A 23543-nucleotide genomic window follows, 5' to 3' on the forward strand; every position below is an offset into this window, starting at 1 on the left:
CGCCCGCCTTTTCGGGGCGGTTTTTCATAGCTGGAGATGACAATGGACTGGACATCGCTGTTCCAGACAATCCTGCCCTATCTGCCCGCCAAATACGCTGGCGATATTGTTTCAATCATCACCTTTCTCATTGCCGCGGCCGCGCTGGCCCTGCGCTTCTGGAAGCCGCCCGCCAGCACGTCGAAGCTGCTGCCGCTGTTTCGGATCGTGAGCATGATCGCGCAGGCGAAAGGCTGGAATACCAGCGCCTATCAGCCGGGGGCGAAAGCCATCATGGTTCCTGTCGGCTCCTCGCGTGCGAAAGACGCCGAAAAACTGGGGCTGGATATGGTCTCGACGCATCCGAAGACCGGTGAGCCGCCCCGTCGCGTCAACTGATTTCAACATCGTTCATTTCACTACCGGGCTGACCGTCTGCCCGGTGACAATTTTCATTTTCACGATCCATAGCCGCCCCCTGAGGCGGCTTTTTTTATTTCTGGAGCTTTTTACTGATGCGTAACCGTCTGATTGCCCTGAGCCTTGGCGCTGTTCTTCTCGCCTCCACGAGCGCCTGCACCACCACCGGCAGCACGACCACTTTCAACACCCAGGCCCTGAGCAGTGACGCCGCCGCCATCGCCTATGCGGTTCAGGCCATCGAGAGCATTCCAGATCTGGAAAGTCATCTGTCCACCACGGACAAGGCGACGTTCGACAACCTGATCGCCCAGATCAAGAGCGTGACCGCACAGGTTGCGGCCAACTCCAGCGGTTCCATCACGGTTACGACCGGCAAGGACTGGGCCAAGAGCCTCGGCACCGATCTGCAGACCCTGCTGGCCATCGCAACGCCGATCGTGAAGGTCTACTCGCCCTCCGCCGCCACCTACATGAGCACGGTATCCGCGATGATCCCGCTGGTCGAAGCCCTCGCAGGCGTCACGGCCGCCCCTTTCGCAGCCACCACGCAGTCGCCGGAACTGATCCGCGCCCGGATCTATCAGGGCGTCTGACGCTCCGTCCGCTTTTTCGTCCATCCGTCCGAAGACAGGAGCGGTTCGCCTGAACCGCTCCCTTTTTATGTTCCTGCCGGAGTTGTCCATGTCCCGATGCCTTGGCAAACGTGCGCCCAAGCATGATCTGCGAACCTACCGTCTGGCGCCCATGCTGGCCGCACACCTTCCCGCCGTTCCCGTGCAGAAGGACTGGTCCGAAGGGGTGCCCTATCAGATGTGGGGCAATGACCGGTATGGCTGCTGTGCATTCGCGGCCCATGCTGCTCTGACGGCGACATGGACCCATGCCGCGCAGGGGCTGGTCGTGCTGTCTACGGACATGGTGCTGAACAACTACAGGGCCGTGACCGGGTTTGATCCGCAGACGGGGGCCCGGGACAACGGAACGGTTCTGCTGGATGAGCTGAACTTCTGGCTGCGTCAGGGTCTGCACCGTCCGGGACAGACCCTGGACTACCTGACGGCTTACGGCACGATCGATCCGCAGGACTGCGACGGGATCCGCCGCGGCATCTGTTATCTTGGGGGCGTTCTCGCAGGGGTTCAGGTACCCCAGGGCTTCATGGATCTTCCACTGGGCGCGACCTGGGACTGGAACGCCATTTCCGACCGCACGCCGGTAGGCGGTCATGCCATCGCCCTCGTGGGGTATAATCCTGAAGGGCTTTTCTTCAATACCTGGGGCACGCGGACATTCATGCCCTGGGACACCTTCACGAAGATTGCCGATGAAGCCTATGGCCTGCTGTCGCGCCAGAACTGGATCGGTATTCCCGGTACATCGCCGAACGGAGAAGCCTTCGAGGCCCTTCTGGCGGAAGTGAGGGGCGTATGAGCGGCAGGATTTCCTCCGGCCGTCCTGCTCTGGCCCTGCTGGCAGTTGCCCTTCTCGGCGGCTGTTCGGCGGGGTCTCCGTCCCCTGTCACGATCAGTGAGGCCATTGCCGGCGTCCAGATGGATCTGACGAAAACGGGTGTGGTCAGCACCTCGCATGTGCAGGACTGGACAGTGGATCAGACCGCAGGGTTCGACCGGAACGTTCGTGCCCTGCAATGCAGCCAGCATGTTGCGGACCCGGTTGTCGCCATGATGTCCGGCCCAGTCACGCTGTCACTGTCGGGGAGCTTTACGTCTTCGGGCAGCTTTTCGGTCAGCAGTTCCGGCACGCTTCCCATTTTCGGCCTTCAGGCGGACGCGAACCGTACGAAAGCCCAGACGCTTGATCTTGCGGTCCAGTTCGTCCCACTTTCCGCACTGCCGAATGCAGAAATGGCGCGGGAAGTCGGCTATGCCGGTGATCTCCTGTCGCAGAGCGATAACGTGCGTCAAGCCGAAGGAGAAAGGATCAGAACCAGCCGCGATGCCCTGACGCGGCATGTTCTGGAGCTGATCGCCCTGTATCCCGGATCCTGTCCGAAGGATCCGGTTCACCCCTTCGTCGGTGTCCCGCGCGTTCCCTGACACGCAGTTGCGGAAAACTCCTAGACCGGCGCGGAAAGGCCGAGCGCTTTTCCCGCTGCCGTGGCGATATCATGCCTCAGCCGCACGACGCTGTGGCCCCCTGACGGATGAACCCGGTTGGTCAGGATCAGCACATAGCTGTCGCTGTCCGGGTCGATCCAGAGAGATGTGCCGGTAAAGCCGGTATGTCCGAAGGAGCGGTGGGAAAACACGTCTCCCCTCGGGGACGAATAATGGGTGTCGATATCCCAGCCCAGTCCCCGAAGTTCCGTTTTTCCTGCCGGCTGCTGCGGCATGGTCATGAGGATGAGCGTCTCGCGGCGCAGGGGGAAACGGCTCGGACGCCCTTTCAGGCGATCCAGAAGGGCCTGCGCATAAAGTGTCATGTCCCGCGCATCCGAGAACAGCCCGGCATGACCGGCCACGCCCCCCATTCTCCGCGCCGTCGGATCATGCACCACGCCGCGCAGCATGTTGCCCTGCTCGTCATACTGGGTCGGGGCGATAATGGGACGCAGACCGGTCGCCGGAAGATAGCCGGATTCCGTCATACCCAGCGGTTCAAGAATATTGATCCGCGCATACTGGTCGAGCGGCAGACCGCCCAGCTTTTCGACCAGCAGCCCCAGCATGATGTAATTGATGTCACTATAAACAAACTTCTCGCCCGGTGGATTGGCGAGCGGAGACATCATGGCCCGCCTGACGCCCTCGGCCTTGCCGGTCCAGGGATCGTTCAGGGGAATGTCCGGCGGCAGGCCGGAATAATGGGTCATGAGCAAGCGAACCGAGATGTCGCCCTTTCCATTGGATGCAAATTCCGGAAAATACTGGCTGACGCGGTCATCCAGATGCAGCTTCTGCTGCTCGACCAGCTGCATGACCGCCAGCGCCGTCATGGTCGGCTTGGTGAGGGACGCCATGTCAAAGCGCGTCTCCCAGTCCAGAGGTTCGGACACCGGAGCAAGCGCCCGCTTTCCATAGACGAACCGGTGCACGATCTTTTCATCATGACCGATCGCGACCACGGCGCCCGGAGCTTCGCCTCTTCTGATGGCATCCCGGACGAGCACGTCCACTGAGCCAAACGAAGAACCCGGACGCGCGCAGGCGGCCATCTGACTGACACAGGCCGCCGCCCCTCCGAGCAGGACATGGCGCCGCTTCAGAAAACCGTGCCTTTTTGTGGCGAGCCTATCCGGCATGTTCCGTATCTCTCCTCTGCCCTGATCCTTTACGGAAAAGAGTAGCGGTTTTTTACGATCACGCAACAGAATGCCTGACCGCATTCGATCCGTCAGTACATGCGGCGGAGCACGTAAATCGGGCGCTGCTTCGTCTCCATGTAGATACGGCCGATATATTCCCCCAGCATGCCGATACTGATGATCTGCACACTGCTGAAAAAAATGATCGCCACGAACAGGGATGTATAACCCGGCACGGGATTGCCCCAGACGATCGTCCGCAACACGATGAAAAGCGCATAGAACATGGAGAGCAGCGCGCCTGCCGTTCCCAGATAGGTCCACAGCCGGATGGGTGCGGAAGAAAAGCTGGTGAAGCCTTCCAAGGCGAAGTTCCACAGGGAATAGCCGGAAAACTTCGTCATGCCCGCCGCACGGGGCGCACGAACGTAATCGATGCTGACCGTTCGGAAGCCGACCCAGGCGAACAGGCCTTTCATGAACCGCTGACGCTCGGGCAGCCTCTTGAGCGCCTCGACCACGCATCGGTCCATCAGGCGGAAATCCCCCACATTTTCCGGAATCCGGATATGGGCAAGCCGGTTATGCAGCGCATAGAACCAGGACGCCGTCTTGCGCTTGAGCAGACTGTCGCTGGACCGGTCGATCCGTTTGCCCAGCACGACCTCCGCCCCATCGCGCCAGGCCTGCACCATTTTCGGGATGATCTCGGGCGGGTCCTGGAGATCGGCGTCAATGATGATGACCGCATCTCCCGTCGCCGCATCGAGACCGGCCGTCAGCGCAGCTTCCTTGCCGAAATTGCGCGACAGTTCGAGCACCCTGAACCGCCGGTCGGTTTCGCAAAATCCAATCAGCTCTCGCAGCGTGCCGTCGCTGCTGCCGTCATCGACGCAGACGATTTCCCAGTCCGTGTCCGCAATCCCGTCAAGGACAGGCAGGATACTCCGCACGAAATGGCTGATGGCGGCTTCTTCGTTCCAGAACGGGACAATCAGGGAAAGCTGGCTGGCCATAGAGGGTTTTCAGGTTCCAAATCGTGACAGAATGATCATAACAGAAATATCCCAGTAACAGTCAGCCCTCCCGTCAGGAAAAGAACAGCGTTTTTCGGATACAGTCGATCCGTGTCAGAGCCCTTCATGAGCATTGATCTTTTGCCTGCAGCCGATAAGGTGCCACGTCAGGACGGTGATCGGATCTCCACTCCGTCTCGCCCGTAACCGCCAGCCAGTTGTTTCTTCAAGTGTCACTTCCCGCCAGCCTTTCCGCTCTTTTGCAGCATCAGGGGATGTCAGGACCGGAAATGCAGAGTCCATGACAGACCAGACCACGACAGGCCCCTCGGCCGCCCAGCCCGCAGACAGAACGCCCCAGTGGCATCTGCAGGGCGAGCAGAGCGCGCCAGTCATGGTTCTGAGCGGTACCTGGCAGGCGCGGACTGGCAATATTCCCGTTTTCCCGAAAGACGGGCTGAAAAAATCTCCCGGCGCCCACTTATCCTTCCAGACATCCGATCTCCAGGACTGGGATACCGGGCTTGTGGCGTTCCTGTGGGATCTCAAACGCGTTGCCCATGACGCAGGCATCAGTCTGGACATGCAGACGCTGCCCGGCCCGATGCGCCAGCTTCTCGAACTGCTGCCCGAAGTCCCCGACGACCCCGTCCATCACAAGACGGCTCGCACCCCTTTTCTGGAAACCGTCGGCAATCACGCCATCGCATCGATGACGGAAGTCGGCGTGGTCTCCGAACTGGGCGCGCTGACGGCAAAGGGCGCCGTCCTCACGCTTCTTGGCCGCAGCCGGATGCGCATGGTCGACCTGCTGGCCAATACGGCCGATGCCGGTCCGTACGCCCTGCTCATCGTGGGGATCGTCAACTTTCTGATCGGCGCGATCCTGGCCTTCGTAGGCGCCGTCGAGCTTCAGAAATTCGCCGCCGGCATCTATGTGACCAGTCTGGTCGGCATCGCGATGGTGCGTGAGATGGCCGCCGTCATGACCGCCATCATCATGGCTGGACGTACGGGTGGTGCCTATGCCGCACGGATTTCGACCATGCAGGGCAATGAAGAAATCGATGCCCTGAACGTCTTCGGCATCCCGACCTCAACCTATCTGATCCTGCCGGCCGTCCTCTCCCTCATCATCACGATGCCGTTTCTCTACCTGTACGGCTGCCTGATTGGCATGCTGGGCGGCTTCGTCGTGGCCATCTCGATGCTGGACATCACGGCGGCGGGATATTTCCATCAGACGGTCACAGCGTTCGGGATCGGACAGTTCATTTTCGGCTTTACCAAGAGCCTCGTCTTCGGGGCCTTTATCGGTCTGACGAGTTGCCGGATCGGCCTGAAGGCTGGCCGCTCAGCCGCGGATGTCGGCATTGCCGCCACACGGGCTGTCGTCGTGGGAATCGTGGGCGTTATCGCAATCGACGCGATCTTCGCTGTCATCGCCGATGTTCTGGGGATCTGACCATGCCTGACCAGACCGTCCTGTCCCTTCGCGACATTACGCTGTCCTTCGGCCCAAAGATCATCCAGAAAAACATCTCGCTCGACGTGCGCAAGGGAAGCATTTTCGCCGTCATGGGCGGCTCGGGCTGCGGCAAGAGCACGCTTCTCAAGAGCATGATCGGCCTGCTGCGCCCATCCGCCGGCGAATATCATGTCGGGGATGAGAACTACTGGGCCGGAAGCGAAGCCCATCGCACGGATCTGAACCACCGCTTCGGCGTGCTGTTCCAGAGCGGCGCGCTCTGGAGTTCCATGACGGTCGGCGAGAACATCGCCCTGCCGCTTCAGATGTTCACGGATCTCAAACCCTCCGTGATCCGCAGGCTGGTGGAACTGAAGCTGGGTTTCGTCGGCATGTTGCAGGCGATTGATCTGTACCCGTCGGAAATCAGTGGCGGCATGTGCAAACGTGCCGGCCTGGCGCGCGCCCTCGCCCTGGACCCGGACATCCTGTTTTTCGACGAGCCTTCCGCGGGCCTCGATCCGATCACCTCGGCGCGGCTTGACGACCTGATCCTGAACCTGCGCGACGGACTTGGCGCGACGATCGTCATCGTCAGCCACGAACTGCCAAGCCTCTTCCATATCGCCGATGACGGCATCTTCCTGGACGCCAGGACAAAAACCCCGATCGCCCATGGCTCCCCCCGGGACCTGCGGGACAACTGTACCGATCCACAGGTGCATGCCTTCATGCACCGTGAACGCGACGAAGAAGGAAAAACGTGATGAACAGGCAGGCTCTTGTCGGTGCTTTCGTCCTTGGGGGGACGGGCCTGATTGTCGCGGCGTTCGTCCTGTTCGGCAATTTCCATCCCTTCACCCGGACGGAAAAAGCCGTTCTCGTGTTTCACGGCGCCTCGTCCGGGCTGTCTGTCGGATCCCCCGTCACGTTCCGTGGTGTTCAGGTCGGCGCGGTGGACCGCGTCGTCATTGAATATAATCCGGCCACGAAGGACGCCTATATTCCGGTCTTCGTCACCATACGCCCCGACAACATCGTTCTGACGAGCAGCAGTCATCACCGGCCCGACATGGAAGAACTCGTCCATCAGGGTCTGCGCGGCGAGATGAACCTCAAGAGCTTCGTTACCGGCACGTCTGAAATCGATCTGGATTTCGCACCCTCGACCCCGGCCGTGCTGCATCCCGATATCGCCCGCATCACCGAAATCCCGACCAAGCAGTCCACCATCGCGGCCATGACACAGAGCCTGCAGGACCTGCCGCTGAAGCAGATCGGCGAGAACGCCAATGCAACACTGGCCTCTGTCCGCCAGCTCTCGGAACAGCTCGACAGGGAACTTCCGGCTCTGGTGCAGAGCATCCGCGACACCTCCGACCACAGCCGGGACATGGTCGATGCCGCCCGCAAGACAGTAACGGAACTCGAACCCGCCCTGACGCGCACACTGCTCAGCGTGGACAGACTGGCCAATGAGGGCACGACCCAGCTCAATGCGCGCGGCCATGAACTCCATGCCGTCCTGCAGAACAGCAACGACGCCGTCCAGCAGGCCTCGAAGAGCCTGGCCAATCTGGAGAGCATGACGTCCCCGCGCTCTGCCGACCGCGCCAATCTCGAAGCAAGCCTGCGGGATATCGCCGCCGCCGCGTCCGCCCTGCGCGGTTTTGCCACGGACGTGGAGCGCAATCCGCAGCTCCTTCTCACGGGACGCCGGCCATGAGCAGACAGTTCCGCCGCCCTTTGTTTCTTCCGGAGACCAAACCCGTGACACGGCTCATGACCCGATCCCCAGCCCTGCTGGCCTTCGCCCTGATGTCAGGCTGTGCCGCGCCCCCCATGCAGTTCTACACCCTTGGCGCCCCAGCAATCGCGCAGAACAGCGGCACCCTGCCCGCATCGGCCCCTGTCCTGAACGTGTCTCATGTCACACTCCCGGATTATCTCGACAGTCAGGATATCCTCATACGCCAGGGCGACCAGCTTGACCGCAGCCCCAACGGGCGCTGGGGAAGCCGTCTGTCCCAGGGCGTGACGGATCTTCTGGCGGCCCATCTGGGGCAGGACTGGCCGAGCTATGTCGTCACGACGCAACCCTTGGCCGAGACGCCAGCCCTGCGTCTTGCAGTCAATATCAGCCGGCTGGATCTCGACAGCAGCGGTCAGGGTGCCCTGACCGCAGATTGGGCGCTGATCCCCTCGGACGAGCACCAGCCCGTTCAGCGCAGCCGTGGCTCCTTCACCGCACATGGCACGGTGACGACCGACAGCGGCAAGGTCGCCCTGACCCGGACCCTCGTTGAACAACTCGCTGCCCGGATCGCCAGCACGACCCCGCGCCCCTGAACAGCACCCCCTTTCGCTCAGGCGACGAAGGCCCTATTTTCCGTGATCCTGCGCCCTGAGGCTGCAAGTTCGCGGAGCGCCTGATTGAAAACCGTGCCCATTCTCCTGACCGTTCTGGCGGTCGGCTTTCCGGCGTCTCATATTCCCGGGACGGCGCGGGCAGCCGATACGCGCGATACGCTTTTGATCGGTCTGGCCATCGAACCGCCGGGTCTGGACCCGACGCGCGGCTCCAGCGAAGCCATCGGGATGGTGACGTATGGCAACATCTATGAAGGGCTGATGCGGCTGGACGAACAGGGCGCCCTCAAACCCCTTCTGGCGCAGGACTGGCATATCTCGCCGGACGGCCTGACCTATGATTTCACGCTTCATAACGGCGTGCGTTTCCATGATGGTACAGCCCTGACCTGCGACAGCGTAAAGTTTTCCCTGCTCCGGGCAGGTGCGGCGGACAGCACCAACCCGCACAGGGCCATCTTCAGCCAGATCGCCGACATCTCATGCCCGGACAGCCTGCATGTCAGCATCCGGCTTCAGCATCCTTACGGCAGCTTCCTCTATCAGCTTGCCTGGAACGACGCCGCCATTCTCTCGCCGGCGTCCGTAGCGCAGAACATCAGCCATCCCGTCGGCACAGGGCCGTTCGTGTTCGGTGAATGGCGGCGCGGCGATCACCTGACCCTGACCCGCAATCCGGATTACTGGGGTGCCAGACCGGCCCTGCAATCGGTGACGTTCCGCTTCATGCCCGATCCGCTCTCGGCCAGTAATGCGCTGCTGGCCGGAGAGCTGGATGCCTATCCGTCTTTCCCGTCCCGGGAAATCCTGAGCCGCTTTTCCGGAAATACGCAGTTGCAGGTCATCCGGGGCAGCTTTCCCTTCAAGGCCATTCTCGCCCTCAACAACGCCCGCCGCCCCTTCAGCGATTTCCGTGTCCGGCAGGCCATCGCACAGGCCATTGACCGCACAGCCCTGATCCAGGCAGTGGCTGACGGAGACGGAACGCTCCTGCAATCTCACATGGCACCGGACGATCCCGATTACGTCGCCCTGCCCGACCGGTATCCCTACGATCCGGACCATGCCCGCGCCCTGCTGAAAGAGGCGGGCGTAGCACCTGGCACGCATCTGACCCTGACCTTCCCACCCATCGGCTATGCACGCGACAGCAGCGAACTCATTGCCGCCTATCTGGAACAGGTCGGGCTGATCGTGACGCTTCAGCCCGTGGAATGGCCGACATGGCTGGGTCAGGTTTACGGACAGGGCCAGTTCGACATGACCGTCATCGCCCATACCGAGCCCCACGACATCGCGATCTATGACCGCACGCCCGTCTATTTCCACTATCACAGCCCGGTCTTTCACGGGCTTGTCGAGCAATACGAAGCGACGGCGGATACGACCCGGCGGCATCAGCTTTCCGTACAGATGCAGGAACAGCTCGCACAGGACGAGCCCAATGTTTTCCTGTTCGCAATTCCCCGCGAAACCGTCATGAACCGGCGCCTTAAGGGACTGTGGACCAACCAGCCCATCGCAGGCTGCCCGATCGCCGGTGTTTCCTGGACGCCATGACGGGCATGGATATCTTTCGCATCCCACTGGAACGGCTGGTTCTTCTTATTGTCGCAAGCCTCGTCATTTTCGCGGCCATGAACCTGCTACCCGGCGACCCCGCAGCGGTCATGCTCGGGCTGGATGCAAGCCCCGAAAGTCTGGCGGCCCTGCACCAGAAACTCGGGCTGGAATCATCCCTGCCCATGCGATACACGCACTGGATCAGCGCCTTCATCCGGGGCGACCTGGGCCAGAGTTACATCTATGACGTTCCCGTCCGCAGCCTGATCGGCGAGCGCCTGCAAAGCAGTCTGCCCCTCATTCTGCTGGCCATGCTGCTGTCTCTGGGCGCAGGCATCCCGCTCGGCGTGATAGCGGCCGCCAAGCGCGGAACACTGCTTGATACGGGCCTGATGGGCTTCCTCCAGCTTTTCAAATCCATCCCGGATTTCTGGCTGGCGATGATGATGACATTCCTGTTTTCCCTGACCCTGCACTGGCTGCCCTCCAGCGGCTTTCCGGGCTGGCATGATGGTGCCCTCCCGGCGCTCAGGGCCCTTATCCTTCCCGCCATCGCTCTCGCTATTCCTCAGGCCGCCATCACGGCGCGTTTCATGCGCTCGTCCCTGATCGAGACCCTGTCGCAGGATTTCATCCGCACGGCCCGGGCACAGGGCTACGGCAGACACGGCGTTCTGTGGCGCATCGCATTGCCCAACGCCCTGATCCCCGTCCTGACCCTGGCGGGGATCCAGCTTCCTGTCCTCGTGACCGGAACGATCATCGTCGAAAGCGTCTTCAGTCTGCCAGGCTGTGGAAAGCTCCTGCTGGAGGCCGTCAACCAGCGCGACATTCCCGTCGTGCAGAACCTCGTCATGCTGATCGTCGCGTCTGTGATGGTCCTCAATGTCCTGATGACGATCCTCGTTCGCTGGCTTGATCCGCGCCTTGAGGGCGACCCGTCATGAAAGGACGTTCCAACCGTACGCTCCGGGCGGGGAGCATTCTGCTCGGAATTGTCCTCCTCCCCGCGACCGTCATAACCCTGTTCGATGGCGGTCACGCGCCGCCCATCGATGTCCTGCACCGTTATGCGCCGCCGTCCCTGCTGCATCCGCTCGGAACCGATCCTTTCGGTCGCGACCTCATGGTCCATGTCCTGACCGGAGCCTTCAACAGCGTGACGATCGCCGCGATCGCCGTCTGTCTCGCCACGATTGTGGGAACGGCACTCGGCCTGATCGCGGCGGCCCGACCCGCCAGAGCCATCATGGGACTGGCCGATCTGGGTCTGGCCTTCCCGCCTGTCCTGATCGCCGCCCTTCTCGTCACAGCTCTTGGAGCCTCCGCCACGGGTGAAATCCTCGCCATTGCCCTGTTCGGCCTCCCGGCCCAGATCCGCATCACACGGCAGGCTGCACGCTCCATCCTCATTCAGGACTATATCGCCGCATCCCAACTGGCCGGACGGGGCCCGGTTTACATCATGCGCCGCCACGTCCTGCCCAACATCCTGCCGCTCCTGACGGTCCAGGCGACCTCCTCGCTGGCCCTCGCGATCCTGTCCGATGCCGGGCTGTCCTATCTTGGTCTGGGCGCCCCTCCGCCCCGTCCCGATCTGGGACGCGCCCTGGCGTCGTATCAGATCCATATCTTCGATCATCCCCTGCTGGTCGCCATCCCGGGAATAACGATCATGCTGCTCGTGCTGGGCTTTAATATGTTCGGGGACGGCCTGCGGGATGCCTTGGACGCAGCCCATGAGGAGCACAGCCCATGAGTTCCCTGCTCCATGTCCGGAATTGGAGCGTCCAGAGCCCGGACCGGCCGATCCTGCATGAGGTATCCTTCACGCTTGAACCGGGCCAGATCCTCGCTGTCACCGGGGAATCCGGTTCCGGGAAATCCACGCTCGCACTGAGCCTGATGAGGCTGCTGCCCCCCGGTTTTCAGGCTCACGGCAGCATCCGGCTTGAAGAGACGGAGCTTTCCACACTCTCCGAGCAGGACTGGTGCCAGATCAGGGGCAAAAGACTGGGCATGGTCTTTCAGGAACCCATGACGGCCCTGAATCCCACGCGCCGTATCGGGACCCAGATCGGGGATACATTCCGCCTTCATACGACGCTCTCCCCTCGCGAGATCGACACGGAAACGCGCACGCTTATGGAACAGGTCGGCCTGTCTGAAGCTGGCGTGAGCGAACGCACCTATCCGCATCAGCTTTCCGGTGGCCAGAGACAGCGTGTTCTTCTGGCAATGGCGCTGGCCTGCTCGCCCGAACTCCTGATCGCGGACGAGTTTACCACCGCACTCGATGCCCGGACCCAGGCCGTCATGATGGCGCTGGTGATCCGCCGTTGCGAAACGCAGGGCATGGCCATTCTCATGATTTCCCATGACCTCGGGCTGGTGCGTCGTTATGCCGATCATGTTCTGGTCATGAAAGACGGCGCCTGCGTGGAACAGGGCCCGACAGCATCCGTGTTTGATGCCCCACGCCATTCCTACACGCAGGCGCTCCTTGCCATGTCCCTGCACGGCGCGGCCCGCACGCCACTGACGCCGCTGCCCGTCTTTACGGCACCGTCATGACCCCGATCCTTCAGGCCCGGAATATGACGTATGGGAGGACAGGCCGGCAGGGTTTCTCCTTCGCGCGACGCAACCCCTCTCCCATTCTGAAAAACATCAGCCTTGATCTGCAGGCAGGCCAGACGCTCGGGATCGTCGGGGCCTCGGGAAGCGGAAAATCCACCCTGTGCCGTATCCTCAGCGGCCTTATCGCGCCCGATGAGGGGCAGATCCTGTATCAGGGGCAGGATTTCGCGACCGCGTCAGAAGCCGTGCGGAAGAAAATCCGCCCCGCGATCCAGATGATCTTTCAGGACCCGGCTGGCGCGCTCGATCCACGTCAGAGGATCGGTGATATCGTGGGGGAAGCGCTTGGTCCCGTCCCGGATCGGGACGCACGCATCCGCACAGCCCTCCATGACGTCGGACTTTCCGCCGATATCACTAGCCGCTGCCCGAGAGCCTTTTCCGGTGGCCAGAAGCAGCGGATCGCCATCGCCCGCGCCCTGATCACGCGCCCTTCCGTCATCATCGCCGATGAAGCCGTCTCGGCACTGGATGTCTCGACACAGGCCATCGTCCTGAATCTGCTGCTGGATCTTCAGAAGCGCCATGGGCTGGCATATGTTTTCGTCAGTCACGATCTGGCCGTTATTCGCCACCTGTCGCACCATATCGCCGTTCTGGATCAGGGCCGGATCGTGGAAGCCGGCCCGGCGTCCGATATTCTGGATACGCCCACCCAGCCCGCCACAAAGGCGATTCTTGAAAACACCTACTGACCCGCGAGGCGTCATGACCAGCCTGAACCTCCTTACCGACATTCCCGGTATCCGCGTCGGCCATAGCCAGGATCTGACCCTGCTCACGGGCGTGACAGCGGTCCTGTTCGATCGCCCCGTCATCGCCTCCGGCAGTTTCCCGGGCGGCGCACCCGCCCTGCGGGAAACCGCGCTGCTGGAACCGGAAAACATGGTCGGGCATATCCATGCGGTCGTCCTGTCAGGCGGCTCGACCTATGGGCTGGACGCGACAATGGGAGTTCAGGCCTGGCTGCGCGAGCAGTTCGACAACGCACCTTTGGCGCCGGGCACCATCCGCGTGCCCATCGTGGTGCAGGCCAGTCTTTACGATCTCCCGCAGGGCGGACAGACGACGTGGGGCCGCTATTCACCCTATGCCGAAATGGGCCATCAGGCCGCGACCAGCGCCCGAAGCGGAGCTTTCGCACTGGGTACGGCTGGCGCAGGAACAGGCGCGACAACCGGCACACTGCGCGGGGGGCTGGGTTCGGCGAGCGCGATCACACCCGCCGGGCACCGCGTGGCCGCAATGGTCGCCGTCAATGCCGTCGGAACAGCCACGATCGGCGACAGGCCGCATTTCTGGAGCGCGCCTTTCGAGCAGGGGGACGAGTTCGGCGGTCTGGGCATGCCAGCGCATCTCAGCACTGAGGATTTGCGTCTGCGTTCCAAATGGGCTTCCGTCACCGGCACCACGATCGGCCTTATCGCCACGGACGCCACCCTCACCAAGACACAGGCCAAACGCCTCGCCATTCTGGCGCAGGACGGCGTGGCACGGGGTGTGTTTCCAGCCCATCTGCCCTTGGACGGGGATGCCATGATCGGGGTCTCGACCTGCGAAAAACCTGCCCCGCTTGGTCAGGAATGGACCGAAATCCTCCACGCCGCCACGCAGGTCACGGCCCGCGCCATCGCCCGGGGTGTGTATGAGGCGTCTCCTCTTCCCGATGGCGCCACACTCCCGACATGGCACGAACGCTTCGGATGCAAAGATACGCCATAAAAATGATCTGACCCTCATTTCATATATTTTACTCAGGATCGTATATGATTATAGGACTCAGACCGAGTGTCGTGTCCGAGGCTGAGTCTATGTCAACTTTTGTGCCGTCCTATCCTGTCCGCTCCTCCCTTCGTCAGGCCATCGCCGCAGACATGCGCAGGCCCGAAGCGGAGTGCATCCTTCCCCTGATCGAACAGGCCACGCTGACCGAAACGGAACAGCAGAACACGTTTGACGTCGCCCGCCATCTGACCCGTACGCTGCGGACGCAGCGTCGCCCGGGCGGCGTCGAAGCACTCGTGCAGGAATTCTCGCTGTCCTCCGCCGAGGGCGTCTCCCTGATGTGTCTGGCCGAAGCCCTCCTGCGTATTCCCGATGCCGCAACACGCGACGCCCTGATCCGCGACCGGATCGGCACGGGAGACTGGCTGTCCCATGTCGGCGGCAAAAAATCCGTCTTCGTGAATGCGGCCTCCTGGGGGCTGATGCTGACGGGCAAGCTGACCAACGACACGGATGAAGGTCTCGCCGCCGCGCTGTTCCGCCTCGTCGGACGTGGTGGGCAGCCGCTGGTCCGCCGTGCGCTCGACATCGCCATGCGCATGATGGGCGAGCAGTTCGTCATCGGCGAAACCATTGAGGAAGCCCGCAAGGTCAGCACGGAGCCTGAAGACCGCGGCTTCAAATATTCCTACGACATGCTCGGCGAAGCGGCGATGACGGAAGCCGACGCCCTGCGCTACCGCCGCGACTATGAGCGTGCGATCGACGTGATCGGCCAGACCGCACGCGGTGCGAATGTGTATGAAAAGGCCGGAATTTCCATCAAGCTCTCGGCCCTGCATCCGCGCTATGCCTTCGCCCAGCGCGAGCGTGTGCTGAAAGAACTCGGCCAGACGCTGAAAGACCTGGTCATTCAGGCCCGTCGCTATGACATCGGCATCAATATCGACGCCGAAGAAAGCGAACGTCTGGACCTCTCGCTCGATCTGATCGAAGATTTGTGCCACTGCCCGGAACTGGACGGCTGGAACGGCATCGGGATCGTCGTGCAGGCCTATGGCCGCCGGGCGCCCAAGGTTCTGGACTATCTGATCGACCTCGGCCGCCGCAGCGGACATCGTCTCATGATCCGTCTGGTGAAGGGTGCGTACTGGGACAGCGAAATCAAGAAAGCGCAGGTCGAAGGACAGACGGATTTCCCGGTCTATACGCGCAAATGCTACACCGATGTCAGCTATATCGCCTGCGCGAAAAAGCTGCTGGCGGCACGCGATGTCGTCTTCCCGCAGTTCGCGACCCATAATGCCCGCACGCTGGCCACGATCTACACGCTGGCCGGCCTGAACTTCCAGATCGGCGACTACGAGTTCCAGTGCCTGCACGGCATGGGCGAGACGCTCTATAACGAAGTCGTTGGCCCGCAGAAGCTTAACCGCCCGTGCCGGGTCTATGCCCCGGTCGGCTCGCATGAGACACTGCTGGCCTATCTGGTGCGCCGCCTGCTGGAAAACGGCGCCAATTCGTCCTTCGTCAACCAGATCGGCGACGAGAGCCTGCCCATCGAGACCCTGGTCGCCGATCCTGTCGCGCTCGCAAAAGCCGTCCAGCCGCCGGGCGCTTCGCATCCGGCCATCGCCCTGCCGAAAGACCTGTTCGCGCCCGAACGTACCAATTCCCGCGGGCTGGACCTGACCGACGAACATACCGTCACGGCTCTGGCCGAAGCCGTCTGCGCCTCCGAACAACAGACGCTGGAAGACCTGTCCTGCTCGGGTGAGACACAGGAGATCCGCAATCCGTCCAACCATTCAGACAGGATCGGCAGCGTCCGTTTCGGAACCGAAGAGGATGTCCGCAAGGCCATTGATGCCGCCGAAAGCGCAGGCACAGCATGGGCGGCTCTTTCCGCCGACGCACGAAGCACAAAGCTCGATCGCGCAGCGGATCTGCTGGAAGAGCATCAGAGCGAACTGATGGCCCTTCTGGTCCGCGAAGCAGGCAAGTCCTATGCCAATGCGCTGTCTGAAGTCCGTGAGGCCGTTGATTTCCTGCGGTATTACGCCGTTCAGGCTCGCGAAACGGCCCAGGCAGGCAGCAGCGCGCCGCTCGGCGTCGTCGTCTGTATCAGCCCGTGGAACTTCCCTCTCGCCATTTTCCTGGGACAGATTTCGGTCGCACTGGCGGCTGGCAACACGGTCGTGGCCAAGCCGGCCGAGGAAACACCGTTCATCGCCCTCCGCGCCGTTGCCCTCCTGCGCGAAGCCGGCGTGCCAGAAAACGCTCTCCGGCTGGTGCCAGGCGCGGGCGAGACCGGCGCGGCCCTTGTGGCCGATCCGCGGATTGCCGGCGTGATGTTCACCGGCTCCACCGCCGTAGCCGGCCTAATCGCCAGCACTCTGGCCGGACGCACCGGAGCAGATAGCCAGCCCATTCCGTTCGTCGCCGAAACCGGCGGCCAGAACGCCATGATCGTGGACAGTTCTGCCCTGACCGAACAGGTGGTCGCGGATGTTCTGGTCTCGGCTTTCGACAGTGCCGGCCAGCGCTGCTCCGCCCTGCGCGTCCTGTGCGTTCAGGAAGACTGTGCCGATCGCGTTCTGACCATGTTCCGCGGTGCCGTGGAAGAACTGCGCGTGGGCAATCCGGCGGAACTGCACACGGATGTCGGCCCGGTCATTTCGGCTGAAGCCCAGGCCGGCATCCAGACCTATATCGACGCATCCCGTGCGCAGAACCGTGCCGTCTGGTCCCTTCCCCTTCCGGACACCACATCGAACGGCACATTCATCGCCCCGACGATCATCGAGATCGACAGTCTGGCGGACCTTCAGGGCGAGGTCTTCGGGCCGGTCCTGCATGTCCTGCGCTTTGAGGCCAGCGGCTTCGAGGCTTTGATCAACGCGATCAACCAGTCCGGCTATGGCCTGACTTTCGGCCTGCACACAAGAATCGAAAGCCGCATGGCGCATGTCACCTCGCGCATCGAGGCCGGGAACCTCTACGTCAACCGCAACATGGTCGGCGCGGTTGTGGGCAGCCAGCCTTTCGGCGGCGAAAAGCTGTCCGGCACGGGTCCGAAAGCCGGTGGTCCGCTGATCCTGCGTCGCCTGATGAGCACCGCCCCGGCCCATACGGACTGGGAAAACCAGGAACTGCCAGAGCCCGCCCGACTGTTCCTGTCCTGGCTGATGCGGACAAGCTTCCCGCTCTATCAGACGATCGTGGACGCCATGCAGCATGGCATGTGCGGCACCACACGCGAACTACCCGGCCCAGTCGGCGAGACCAACCTGTATCAGCTTCTGCCACGTGGCGCCGTCCTGTGCATTGCCAGCGACCGCGAGACCATGCTTCGCGCCGTGGGCCTTGCCCTGAGCGGTGGAAACACGGCCTTCGTTCAGGGGCCGAACGTGGCTTCGGACTGGGTTTCCGACCTTCCCGATGCGCTTGCGCTGCATATCCGCCGCACGCAGGGTGGGCGTGTTGCAGGATGCCGGACGATCCTTGCGTCTCCGGAAGAAAAGCAGATGGCGGAACAGGCCCGTGCGGCTCTGTCGCGTTCGGGCATGATCGTGCAACTCTACATGCTTGACGCAAAAAGCCCGATCCGGCCTGAATGGGTGCTTCAGGAAAAGGTCGTCAGCACGAACACGACGGCCGCGGGCGGCAATGCCAGCCTGATGACCATCGGATAACGGTCCTGTCCGGCATGGCCGTTCGCGCCGGCCATGCTAAGAGGACTGCCCCCCAACTGACGGACGACCCCATGCGCGCTGCCGAGCCGAAGTTTACACCTGTTGATACGAAAAGCGGCTCGGCCTCGCTCGAAATCGCGGACGCACTGCGCCGTGCCATCACGGACGGCATCCTGACCGATGGCCAGCCGATGCGACAGTCGGAGCTTGCCCGCAATTTCGGCGTCTCTACCATTCCGGTCCGCGAAGCCCTCAAACAGCTTGAGGCGGAAGGCCTGATCGCTTTCCTGCCCCATCGTGGCGCCGTGGTCACAGGGCTGAGCGAGGCGGACATTCTGGAATATTCGGACATTCGCGCCTCGCTGGAAAGCATGGCGGCCGGACTGGCAATGACATCCCTCACCCGTGTCGATCTAGCGCGGATCGAGGACGCCTATGAAGCCTTTGTCAGCGGAACGGGCGGCGTACAGGGCATGGAACAGTCCGGCCGCCTGAACTGGGAGTTCCATGGCGCCATCTATGCCGCAGCGCAGCGCCCGAGGCTGTACGGCATGATCCATGATCTGCATTCCCGGCTCGACCGTTACATCCGCGCCCATCTGGAACTGCCGGGGCGAAAAGCCGCGACCGACGCCGAGCATTTCCAGATCCTTCAGGCCTGCCGCGCCCGCGACGGCGAAGAACTCGGCCGCCTGACAAAGCAGCATATTCTCGAAGCCGCATCCCTGTCGCTGGACGTCATCCGCGAGCGGGCAACGCCCTGATCCTCACCGCGCCGGATTGACCGCAACCAGCGTCGCAGGACCCCGCTCGTCATACCAGAGATGCAACGGGCCATCCGCATGGAAAAAGCCCGGAATACTGTCGATGATATGGGCACTCTGCTCCAGACACGACACCAGACGGACACGGTAGAGCCCCTCCATCCCGGAAGCCTCGCCCGCCCCGATCAGCCCCGCGGCCGCCATAAGAGACGCAGCCGTCCCGACAGGATCCCGCCGCAGGGTTTTGAAGGACGCCAGCGCCACATCCAGAGCCTCCCTTTCGTGAGCACTCAGCCCCGCCGGTTCCACGGCCTGCCGCAGGCGGATCAGCAGACGCCCGAGAGACAGGGCTGCGAACGCGCCATCGACATATCCCTGACGGTCGATGGGAGACGCCACCAGAGACAGCCGCATCAGCAGGATGGAGACCTTCTGGATCTGCGTCCCTTCCCACACCATCCAGGACGGCACCTTCCCGGCAGGCCGGGCTGAAAGACTCTGAAGCGAGCGCCCAAGGGAAATGACGAGCCGTGAGGCATAAAGCCGCTGATCGGCCGGCATGATCACCCGGAACACCAGAACCAGCAGCGCACAGCCCATCAGGATGGCCAGCCAGGTGTTGATGAGCGTGATGTCATCGGGAACCATGCTGTTCGTTATCATCAACTGCATGGCCAGAAAGACCGTGTAGCCAAACGCCCCCACCCCGTAACGCGGATGAAACTGGAGCCACACGCCCGGCAGCATGCAGGCACAGACCGACAGCCAGAGCATTGGATAGCCGTCCACGCGGGGAATTGCGGCAATATGGCACAGCCAGCAGGCCGGAACCGACAGCGCCGTTCCAATCGCCATCGGCAGACTGGCCCGTGCCGCCGAGGGTGCCGTGGACAGCAGGCTCGACGCAGCCACGACATACATGATCATCATCGGCCCGGTCGGGAAATAGGTGATGTACCAGATCATGCAGGCCAGAAAGGCGATCAGCATCCCGCGCAACCCGTTATAGATCGCCGACATCCATTCCAGATAAGGCATCACCCGGACGCGGACATGCGGGCCGCGAGGGCTGGACAGGTCCAGGACCGTTTCACGAAGCTGGAGGAGAATGTCGCGGACATTATCGACGGACGCCTGAACCGCAGGCGATGTCGCTGCCCCTTCCAGAACCTCAAGCCGCCCGAGCGACTCTTCCAGACAGGCCAGAACGCCCTGCGGCCGCTCGATCCATCCGGCGGTTTCCGTCAGGGCGAGAAGCTCGGTCAGCGTATCGCGGATCTCACGATGAACAGGCGCCGAGAGCGGGTTCGCCACTCCCAGATTGCGCCAGTACGGATGATAGGACGCCACAAGCCCCGTCATGCGACTGACGGCGAGCCGGTATCCCCGCACCCCGGCATGAATATCGGGGTTGTCCGTAGCGGCGTATTCTATGGCAGGTCCGAGCCGCGCCAGTTGCCCCAGAAGACGCTGTCGCCCGTCATAAATTGTCTGCGGAAGGCTCCGGAAAGCCCCTTCAGTCCCCACAGGTTCCGAACCCGGAGCATCCTGCGCCCCGGAGCGGTTCATCAGTCCTTCATGAAACACCAGGGCATGGCGGATCGTCTCGCGGAACGCCGCCGAAAGCGCGTCCATCGTGCCCTGACGCCGACGCGGCGACGTCACCATGAACACCGCCGCCGTCACCACAATCCCAAGTGCGACGTCCGACACGCGCATCATGGCGGACATGAAAATATTCTCGGGATGCGCAAACGCGGGAACGGCCACGATGATGATCGTGTACCCGGCCAGAACCGCCGCATAGGCCCGGAAATAGCGCAGACAGGTTGCCGTCATGCAGGCCAGGCCCACAAACGCCGAAAGCACTATGAAATACAGAACGGCAGACTGCACGAACATGGCCATCACCGCCGTGCTCAGCGCCGCGCCGATCACCGTTCCGGTCATGCGCCACACACTTTTGGAGACCAGTGCGCCTACAGTCGGGTTTGCGACGATCAGGACGGTCGTGACCGTACTCATCGGCGATTCCAGCTGGATCATGAAGGCGAGGAAGAGCGCAATGCCGATGGACAGGAACACCCTGGCCGTAAAAGCCGCCGTGGAAATGAAATTCCGCCAACGCACGCTGTTGCGGTCGAAAGAAAGAAGCTGGCGAAAAGGATTGCGCATGAAAGGTCCGGAAAATCAGGGGGAAGAAAAACCGGAGAGGGAAAATTTCCCTTCCATCATACCAAGCTGGCTGCGAATCATCGCCACGGCATCCGAAGGCAGTCCCTCGGTCAGACGGGCTTCCAGATCCGCTGCGATGCGGTGAAACTGACGGCATCGCTCGCGCCCAGCTTGCGTGAGAACCAGAAGGTTGGAGCGACGGTCCTGCGGATCGGGCTTCCGCGAGATCAGCCCTTCCCGCCCCAGATGATCGAGAACCCGCACAAGCGCCGAGCTGTCCACGCCCATGACGGCCGCCAGATCGCTCTGCTTCATCCCGTTTCCCATCACCATCAGATACGCCATGGGTCGCATGGTCGCGAGCGTCATGCCCTCGGGCCGCAGGAGACGGTCCAGCTGCGCCCGCCACAGGCTCGACAATCGCAGGACATGAAAGGTCAGCCCCATGTCATGAAAACTGCTGTCCCGAAGAATGGACGGATCATACTGGACAGCCATTTTCTGGTGACACCTCATCTGTTGACATCTCAACTGATTACATGACACTATCAGAATTGAAAACAGATCAGGTTGACATTTCCGTCAGGAAGTTCAGTTTTTGATCGAAATCACTTGCCGACGCCCCCTGACCTGAAGGGGAGTCGGTGAGGCTGAGCGAGGAGCGTTGTGGACGAATTGGCGTACAGTCTGGCGTGTGGCAGTCTGGCGGTTGGCGTTGGGGTCGGTCCCTGATGCTGGCTGAAGTTGACCTGTTTGGCGTTTTCGTTGCACCGCTTTCCATTTATGCCGTAGCGGCGGTCTTTGTGACGTTACTGCTTCGAAGCATCCTGTGGCGCACCGGTGCGCTGGGGTGGTTCTGGCACGTTGCCCTCTTTGAAATAGCGCTCTATGTCTGTGTTCTCTGTCTACTCATCCTTTACGTATAGGAGGGGTCGGCAATGAACTGGACCCGCAGCGTGATCCGTGTCCTGCTGACCCTCATCGTCCTGGCCCTGGCCATCGGACTGGGGCGCACGATGTGGGACATCTACGTCCTCGCCCCCTGGACCCGTGACGGTCGCGTGCGTGTCTATGTCGTCGATGCCGCCCCTGAAGTCTCGGGCACGGTCGTCGCCGTGCCGGTCGTGGACAACCAGTTCGTCCACAAGGGCGATCCGCTCTTCGTGCTCGATCCGGTGCGCTTCCGCCTCGACATCGACGCCGCGCGCGCCCGGGTGGCCGGGGCCGAGGAAGACCTGAAGCTCCGCACGTCCGACGCCAGGCGCCGCATGGGGCTGGGCGGCATCGTCTCGGCGGAAGAGCAGGAAGACTTCAACTGCAATGTCGAGACCCAGCGCGCCAAGGTCAATGCGGCCAAAGCGGAGCTGAACACCGCGCTGCTGAACCTCCAGCGCTCGACGGTCTATTCCCCGGTGGACGGCTACGTCACCAACCTCAACCTGCGGGTGGGTGACTATGCCCATGCCGGCGTGTCGGGGCTCGCGGTGATCGACGCGCACAGCTACTGGGTCAACGGCTATTTCGAAGAAACCAAGATGCACGGCGTGCATGTGGGGGACGAGGCCCGCATCAAGCTGATGGGCTACAAGCGCATCATCATGGCGCATGTCGTCAGCATCGGCCGCGGCATCAACGACCAGAACGGCGTGTCCGACAAGCTGGGCCTGCCCGACGTCAACCCGATCTTCACCTGGGTGCGTCTGGCGCAGCGTATTCCGGTGCGCCTGGAATTCGACAACGTGCCGCCGGAAATCACGCTGGCGGCCGGCATGACGGCCACGGTGACGATCGGGCGCGAGACGCCGGGTGCGCGCGGACGTCTGACCACCTGGCTGCAGAACCACCTCTGACATGTCACGCTCTTCTTTCACCGGGGCCGTAGCCCTTCGCAGTGTGACTCTGGCCCTGGGCACCTGCCTGTCGCTGACGGCGTGCACGGTGGGGCCGAACTTCAAGCCGGACCGGATCAAGGTGCCCGACGCCTTCGTCGAGCAGCCCCGCCCTGCCACGGCCGATGCGCTGGCGCAGTCGGCGGCCGACATGAAGGACTGGTGGGCGCAGTTCCATGATCCCATGCTCAACGAGCTGGTGGAGCAGGCGATCAAGGGCAATTACGACCTGCAGATCGCCTCGCAGCACATCATCGCCGAGCGTGCCGTGCGGCGTCAGGCCCAGTCGGCCTGGTATCCGCAGCTCGACGCGGCCGCGGGTGGTGGCGATGACCGCTATTCCGTCAATGTGGACAACTGGCCGCTGCGCCCGGGCAATCCGGCCAACCGCGCCGAAGCCTCGGTCCTGACCTATGGCGCGCGGGCGAGCTGGGAAGTCGATCTGTTCGGGCACATTGCGCGGCAGGTGGAAGAGCGCAAGCGGATCGTCGAGGAATCGATCGAGAACCGCCGTGGCGTCCTCCTCGCGCTGCTGGCCGAAATGGCGACGGACTATGTGACACTGCGCTCC

At 62.4% G+C, this 23543-nt stretch carries 23 protein-coding genes; 19 read left to right on the top strand and 4 right to left on the bottom strand.

What is annotated here, in order from left to right:
- Positions 1-42: 42 nt before the first annotated feature.
- From HKD27_RS09555 to HKD27_RS09570, 4 genes are all read left to right on the top strand, one after another.
- Complete coding sequence (locus HKD27_RS09555; RefSeq protein WP_062495332.1) at positions 43-378, top strand: hypothetical protein; 336 nt, start codon at positions 43-45, stop codon at positions 376-378.
- A gap of 116 nt (positions 379-494) precedes the next feature.
- Complete coding sequence (locus HKD27_RS09560) at positions 495-995, top strand: hypothetical protein (RefSeq protein WP_194689335.1); 501 nt, start codon at positions 495-497, stop codon at positions 993-995.
- A gap of 88 nt (positions 996-1083) precedes the next feature.
- The gene (locus tag HKD27_RS09565; RefSeq protein WP_194689336.1) at positions 1084-1833 is read left to right on the top strand and encodes a hypothetical protein; all 750 of its coding nucleotides are present in this window, start codon (positions 1084-1086) and stop codon (positions 1831-1833) included.
- Positions 1830-2459 (top strand): hypothetical protein, encoded by a 630-nt coding sequence (locus tag HKD27_RS09570; RefSeq protein WP_194689337.1) that lies wholly within the window; start codon positions 1830-1832, stop codon positions 2457-2459. The genes HKD27_RS09565 and HKD27_RS09570 overlap by 4 nt, the downstream gene beginning before the upstream one ends.
- Positions 2460-2479: 20 nt before the next feature.
- Here the strand turns inward: HKD27_RS09570 and HKD27_RS09575 are convergent, their stop codons facing one another.
- Positions 2480-3664: a serine hydrolase gene (locus HKD27_RS09575; protein ID WP_194689338.1), complete on the bottom strand. Its 1185-nt coding sequence runs from the start codon at positions 3662-3664 to the stop codon at positions 2480-2482.
- 92 nt (positions 3665-3756) lie between these two features.
- On the bottom strand, positions 3757-4683 hold the full coding sequence (locus HKD27_RS09580) for a glycosyltransferase family 2 protein (RefSeq protein WP_194689339.1): 927 nt from the start codon (positions 4681-4683) through the stop codon (positions 3757-3759).
- 301 nt (positions 4684-4984) lie between these two features.
- Here HKD27_RS09580 and HKD27_RS09585 point away from each other — a divergent pair, with 301 nt between their 5' ends.
- The 12 genes from HKD27_RS09585 (at position 4985) to HKD27_RS09640 (ending at position 18908) form a co-directional block, all read left to right on the top strand.
- The gene (locus HKD27_RS09585) at positions 4985-6148 is read left to right on the top strand and encodes an ABC transporter permease (RefSeq protein WP_194689340.1); all 1164 of its coding nucleotides are present in this window, start codon (positions 4985-4987) and stop codon (positions 6146-6148) included.
- Between the two features lie 2 nt (positions 6149-6150).
- Complete coding sequence (locus tag HKD27_RS09590; RefSeq protein WP_194689341.1) at positions 6151-6918, top strand: ABC transporter ATP-binding protein; 768 nt, start codon at positions 6151-6153, stop codon at positions 6916-6918.
- The gene (locus tag HKD27_RS09595; RefSeq protein ID WP_194689342.1) at positions 6918-7877 is read left to right on the top strand and encodes an MlaD family protein; all 960 of its coding nucleotides are present in this window, start codon (positions 6918-6920) and stop codon (positions 7875-7877) included. The genes HKD27_RS09590 and HKD27_RS09595 overlap by 1 nt, the downstream gene beginning before the upstream one ends.
- A 56-nt stretch (positions 7878-7933) precedes the next feature.
- Positions 7934-8500, top strand: a complete 567-nt coding sequence (locus tag HKD27_RS09600) for a membrane integrity-associated transporter subunit PqiC (RefSeq protein ID WP_194689343.1) — start codon at positions 7934-7936, stop codon at positions 8498-8500.
- A gap of 93 nt (positions 8501-8593) precedes the next feature.
- On the top strand, positions 8594-10081 hold the full coding sequence (locus tag HKD27_RS09605; protein ID WP_370544260.1) for an ABC transporter substrate-binding protein: 1488 nt from the start codon (positions 8594-8596) through the stop codon (positions 10079-10081).
- Positions 10078-11031, top strand: a complete 954-nt coding sequence (locus HKD27_RS09610) for an ABC transporter permease (protein ID WP_194689344.1) — start codon at positions 10078-10080, stop codon at positions 11029-11031. Before HKD27_RS09605 ends, HKD27_RS09610 begins: the two co-directional genes overlap by 4 nt.
- Positions 11028-11843 carry an ABC transporter permease gene (locus tag HKD27_RS09615; protein ID WP_194689345.1) on the top strand — a complete coding sequence of 272 codons (816 nt, stop codon included), beginning with the start codon at positions 11028-11030 and terminating at the stop codon, positions 11841-11843. The genes HKD27_RS09610 and HKD27_RS09615 overlap by 4 nt, the downstream gene beginning before the upstream one ends.
- Positions 11840-12658 carry an ABC transporter ATP-binding protein gene (locus HKD27_RS09620; protein WP_194689346.1) on the top strand — a complete coding sequence of 273 codons (819 nt, stop codon included), beginning with the start codon at positions 11840-11842 and terminating at the stop codon, positions 12656-12658. The genes HKD27_RS09615 and HKD27_RS09620 overlap by 4 nt, the downstream gene beginning before the upstream one ends.
- Complete coding sequence (locus HKD27_RS09625; protein ID WP_194689347.1) at positions 12655-13419, top strand: ABC transporter ATP-binding protein; 765 nt, start codon at positions 12655-12657, stop codon at positions 13417-13419. Before HKD27_RS09620 ends, HKD27_RS09625 begins: the two co-directional genes overlap by 4 nt.
- A gap of 13 nt (positions 13420-13432) precedes the next feature.
- A complete protein-coding gene (locus HKD27_RS09630; RefSeq protein WP_194689348.1) occupies positions 13433-14446 on the top strand; it encodes a P1 family peptidase in 1014 nt (337 codons plus the stop codon).
- An 89-nt stretch (positions 14447-14535) separates the two neighbouring features.
- Positions 14536-18144: a bifunctional proline dehydrogenase/L-glutamate gamma-semialdehyde dehydrogenase PutA gene (putA, locus tag HKD27_RS09635; protein WP_194689349.1), complete on the top strand. Its 3609-nt coding sequence runs from the start codon at positions 14536-14538 to the stop codon at positions 18142-18144.
- Between the two features lie 71 nt (positions 18145-18215).
- On the top strand, positions 18216-18908 hold the full coding sequence (locus HKD27_RS09640; protein WP_194689350.1) for a GntR family transcriptional regulator: 693 nt from the start codon (positions 18216-18218) through the stop codon (positions 18906-18908).
- A gap of 3 nt (positions 18909-18911) precedes the next feature.
- Here HKD27_RS09640 and HKD27_RS09645 read toward each other — a convergent pair whose 3' ends face one another.
- Both HKD27_RS09645 and HKD27_RS09650 read right to left on the bottom strand, forming a co-directional pair.
- On the bottom strand, positions 18912-21083 hold the full coding sequence (locus HKD27_RS09645; RefSeq protein ID WP_194689351.1) for an FUSC family protein: 2172 nt from the start codon (positions 21081-21083) through the stop codon (positions 18912-18914).
- Positions 21084-21098: 15 nt separating this feature from the next.
- Positions 21099-21581 carry a MarR family winged helix-turn-helix transcriptional regulator gene (locus HKD27_RS09650; protein ID WP_081105763.1) on the bottom strand — a complete coding sequence of 161 codons (483 nt, stop codon included), beginning with the start codon at positions 21579-21581 and terminating at the stop codon, positions 21099-21101.
- 233 nt (positions 21582-21814) lie between these two features.
- On the opposite strand from HKD27_RS09650, the gene HKD27_RS09655 reads away from it, so the two are divergent.
- The 3 genes from HKD27_RS09655 to HKD27_RS09665 all read left to right on the top strand — a co-directional run.
- Positions 21815-22009 carry a DUF1656 domain-containing protein gene (locus HKD27_RS09655; protein WP_041111784.1) on the top strand — a complete coding sequence of 65 codons (195 nt, stop codon included), beginning with the start codon at positions 21815-21817 and terminating at the stop codon, positions 22007-22009.
- Positions 22010-22021: 12 nt separating this feature from the next.
- A complete protein-coding gene (locus tag HKD27_RS09660; RefSeq protein ID WP_194689352.1) occupies positions 22022-22933 on the top strand; it encodes an HlyD family secretion protein in 912 nt (303 codons plus the stop codon).
- A gap of 1 nt (position 22934) precedes the next feature.
- Positions 22935-23543: TolC family protein (locus HKD27_RS09665; protein WP_194689353.1), on the top strand; the 609-nt coding region annotated here is incomplete at its 3' end.

Origin of the sequence: Gluconobacter sp. R75690 (assembly GCF_015244525.1) — a bacterium.
Taxonomy (GTDB): domain Bacteria; phylum Pseudomonadota; class Alphaproteobacteria; order Acetobacterales; family Acetobacteraceae; genus Gluconobacter; species Gluconobacter potus.

Coding starts and splice junctions, on each gene's coding strand:
- HKD27_RS09630 (WP_194689348.1), top strand. CDS start 13,433: ATGACCAGCCTGAACCTCCTTACCGACATTCCCGGTATCCGCGTCGGC.
- HKD27_RS09615 (WP_194689345.1), top strand. CDS start 11,028: ATGAAAGGACGTTCCAACCGTACGCTCCGGGCGGGGAGCATTCTGCTC.
- HKD27_RS09585 (WP_194689340.1), top strand. CDS start 4,985: ATGACAGACCAGACCACGACAGGCCCCTCGGCCGCCCAGCCCGCAGAC.
- HKD27_RS09580 (WP_194689339.1), bottom strand. CDS start 4,683: ATGGCCAGCCAGCTTTCCCTGATTGTCCCGTTCTGGAACGAAGAAGCC.
- HKD27_RS09570 (WP_194689337.1), top strand. CDS start 1,830: ATGAGCGGCAGGATTTCCTCCGGCCGTCCTGCTCTGGCCCTGCTGGCA.
- HKD27_RS09590 (WP_194689341.1), top strand. CDS start 6,151: ATGCCTGACCAGACCGTCCTGTCCCTTCGCGACATTACGCTGTCCTTC.
- putA (WP_194689349.1), top strand. CDS start 14,536: ATGTCAACTTTTGTGCCGTCCTATCCTGTCCGCTCCTCCCTTCGTCAG.
- HKD27_RS09555 (WP_062495332.1), top strand. CDS start 43: ATGGACTGGACATCGCTGTTCCAGACAATCCTGCCCTATCTGCCCGCC.
- HKD27_RS09625 (WP_194689347.1), top strand. CDS start 12,655: ATGACCCCGATCCTTCAGGCCCGGAATATGACGTATGGGAGGACAGGC.
- HKD27_RS09600 (WP_194689343.1), top strand. CDS start 7,934: ATGACCCGATCCCCAGCCCTGCTGGCCTTCGCCCTGATGTCAGGCTGT.
- HKD27_RS09660 (WP_194689352.1), top strand. CDS start 22,022: ATGAACTGGACCCGCAGCGTGATCCGTGTCCTGCTGACCCTCATCGTC.
- HKD27_RS09620 (WP_194689346.1), top strand. CDS start 11,840: ATGAGTTCCCTGCTCCATGTCCGGAATTGGAGCGTCCAGAGCCCGGAC.
- HKD27_RS09565 (WP_194689336.1), top strand. CDS start 1,084: ATGTCCCGATGCCTTGGCAAACGTGCGCCCAAGCATGATCTGCGAACC.
- HKD27_RS09575 (WP_194689338.1), bottom strand. CDS start 3,664: ATGCCGGATAGGCTCGCCACAAAAAGGCACGGTTTTCTGAAGCGGCGC.
- HKD27_RS09655 (WP_041111784.1), top strand. CDS start 21,815: ATGCTGGCTGAAGTTGACCTGTTTGGCGTTTTCGTTGCACCGCTTTCC.
- HKD27_RS09560 (WP_194689335.1), top strand. CDS start 495: ATGCGTAACCGTCTGATTGCCCTGAGCCTTGGCGCTGTTCTTCTCGCC.
- HKD27_RS09645 (WP_194689351.1), bottom strand. CDS start 21,083: ATGCGCAATCCTTTTCGCCAGCTTCTTTCTTTCGACCGCAACAGCGTG.
- HKD27_RS09610 (WP_194689344.1), top strand. CDS start 10,078: ATGACGGGCATGGATATCTTTCGCATCCCACTGGAACGGCTGGTTCTT.
- HKD27_RS09640 (WP_194689350.1), top strand. CDS start 18,216: ATGCGCGCTGCCGAGCCGAAGTTTACACCTGTTGATACGAAAAGCGGC.
- HKD27_RS09650 (WP_081105763.1), bottom strand. CDS start 21,581: ATGGCTGTCCAGTATGATCCGTCCATTCTTCGGGACAGCAGTTTTCAT.
- HKD27_RS09595 (WP_194689342.1), top strand. CDS start 6,918: ATGAACAGGCAGGCTCTTGTCGGTGCTTTCGTCCTTGGGGGGACGGGC.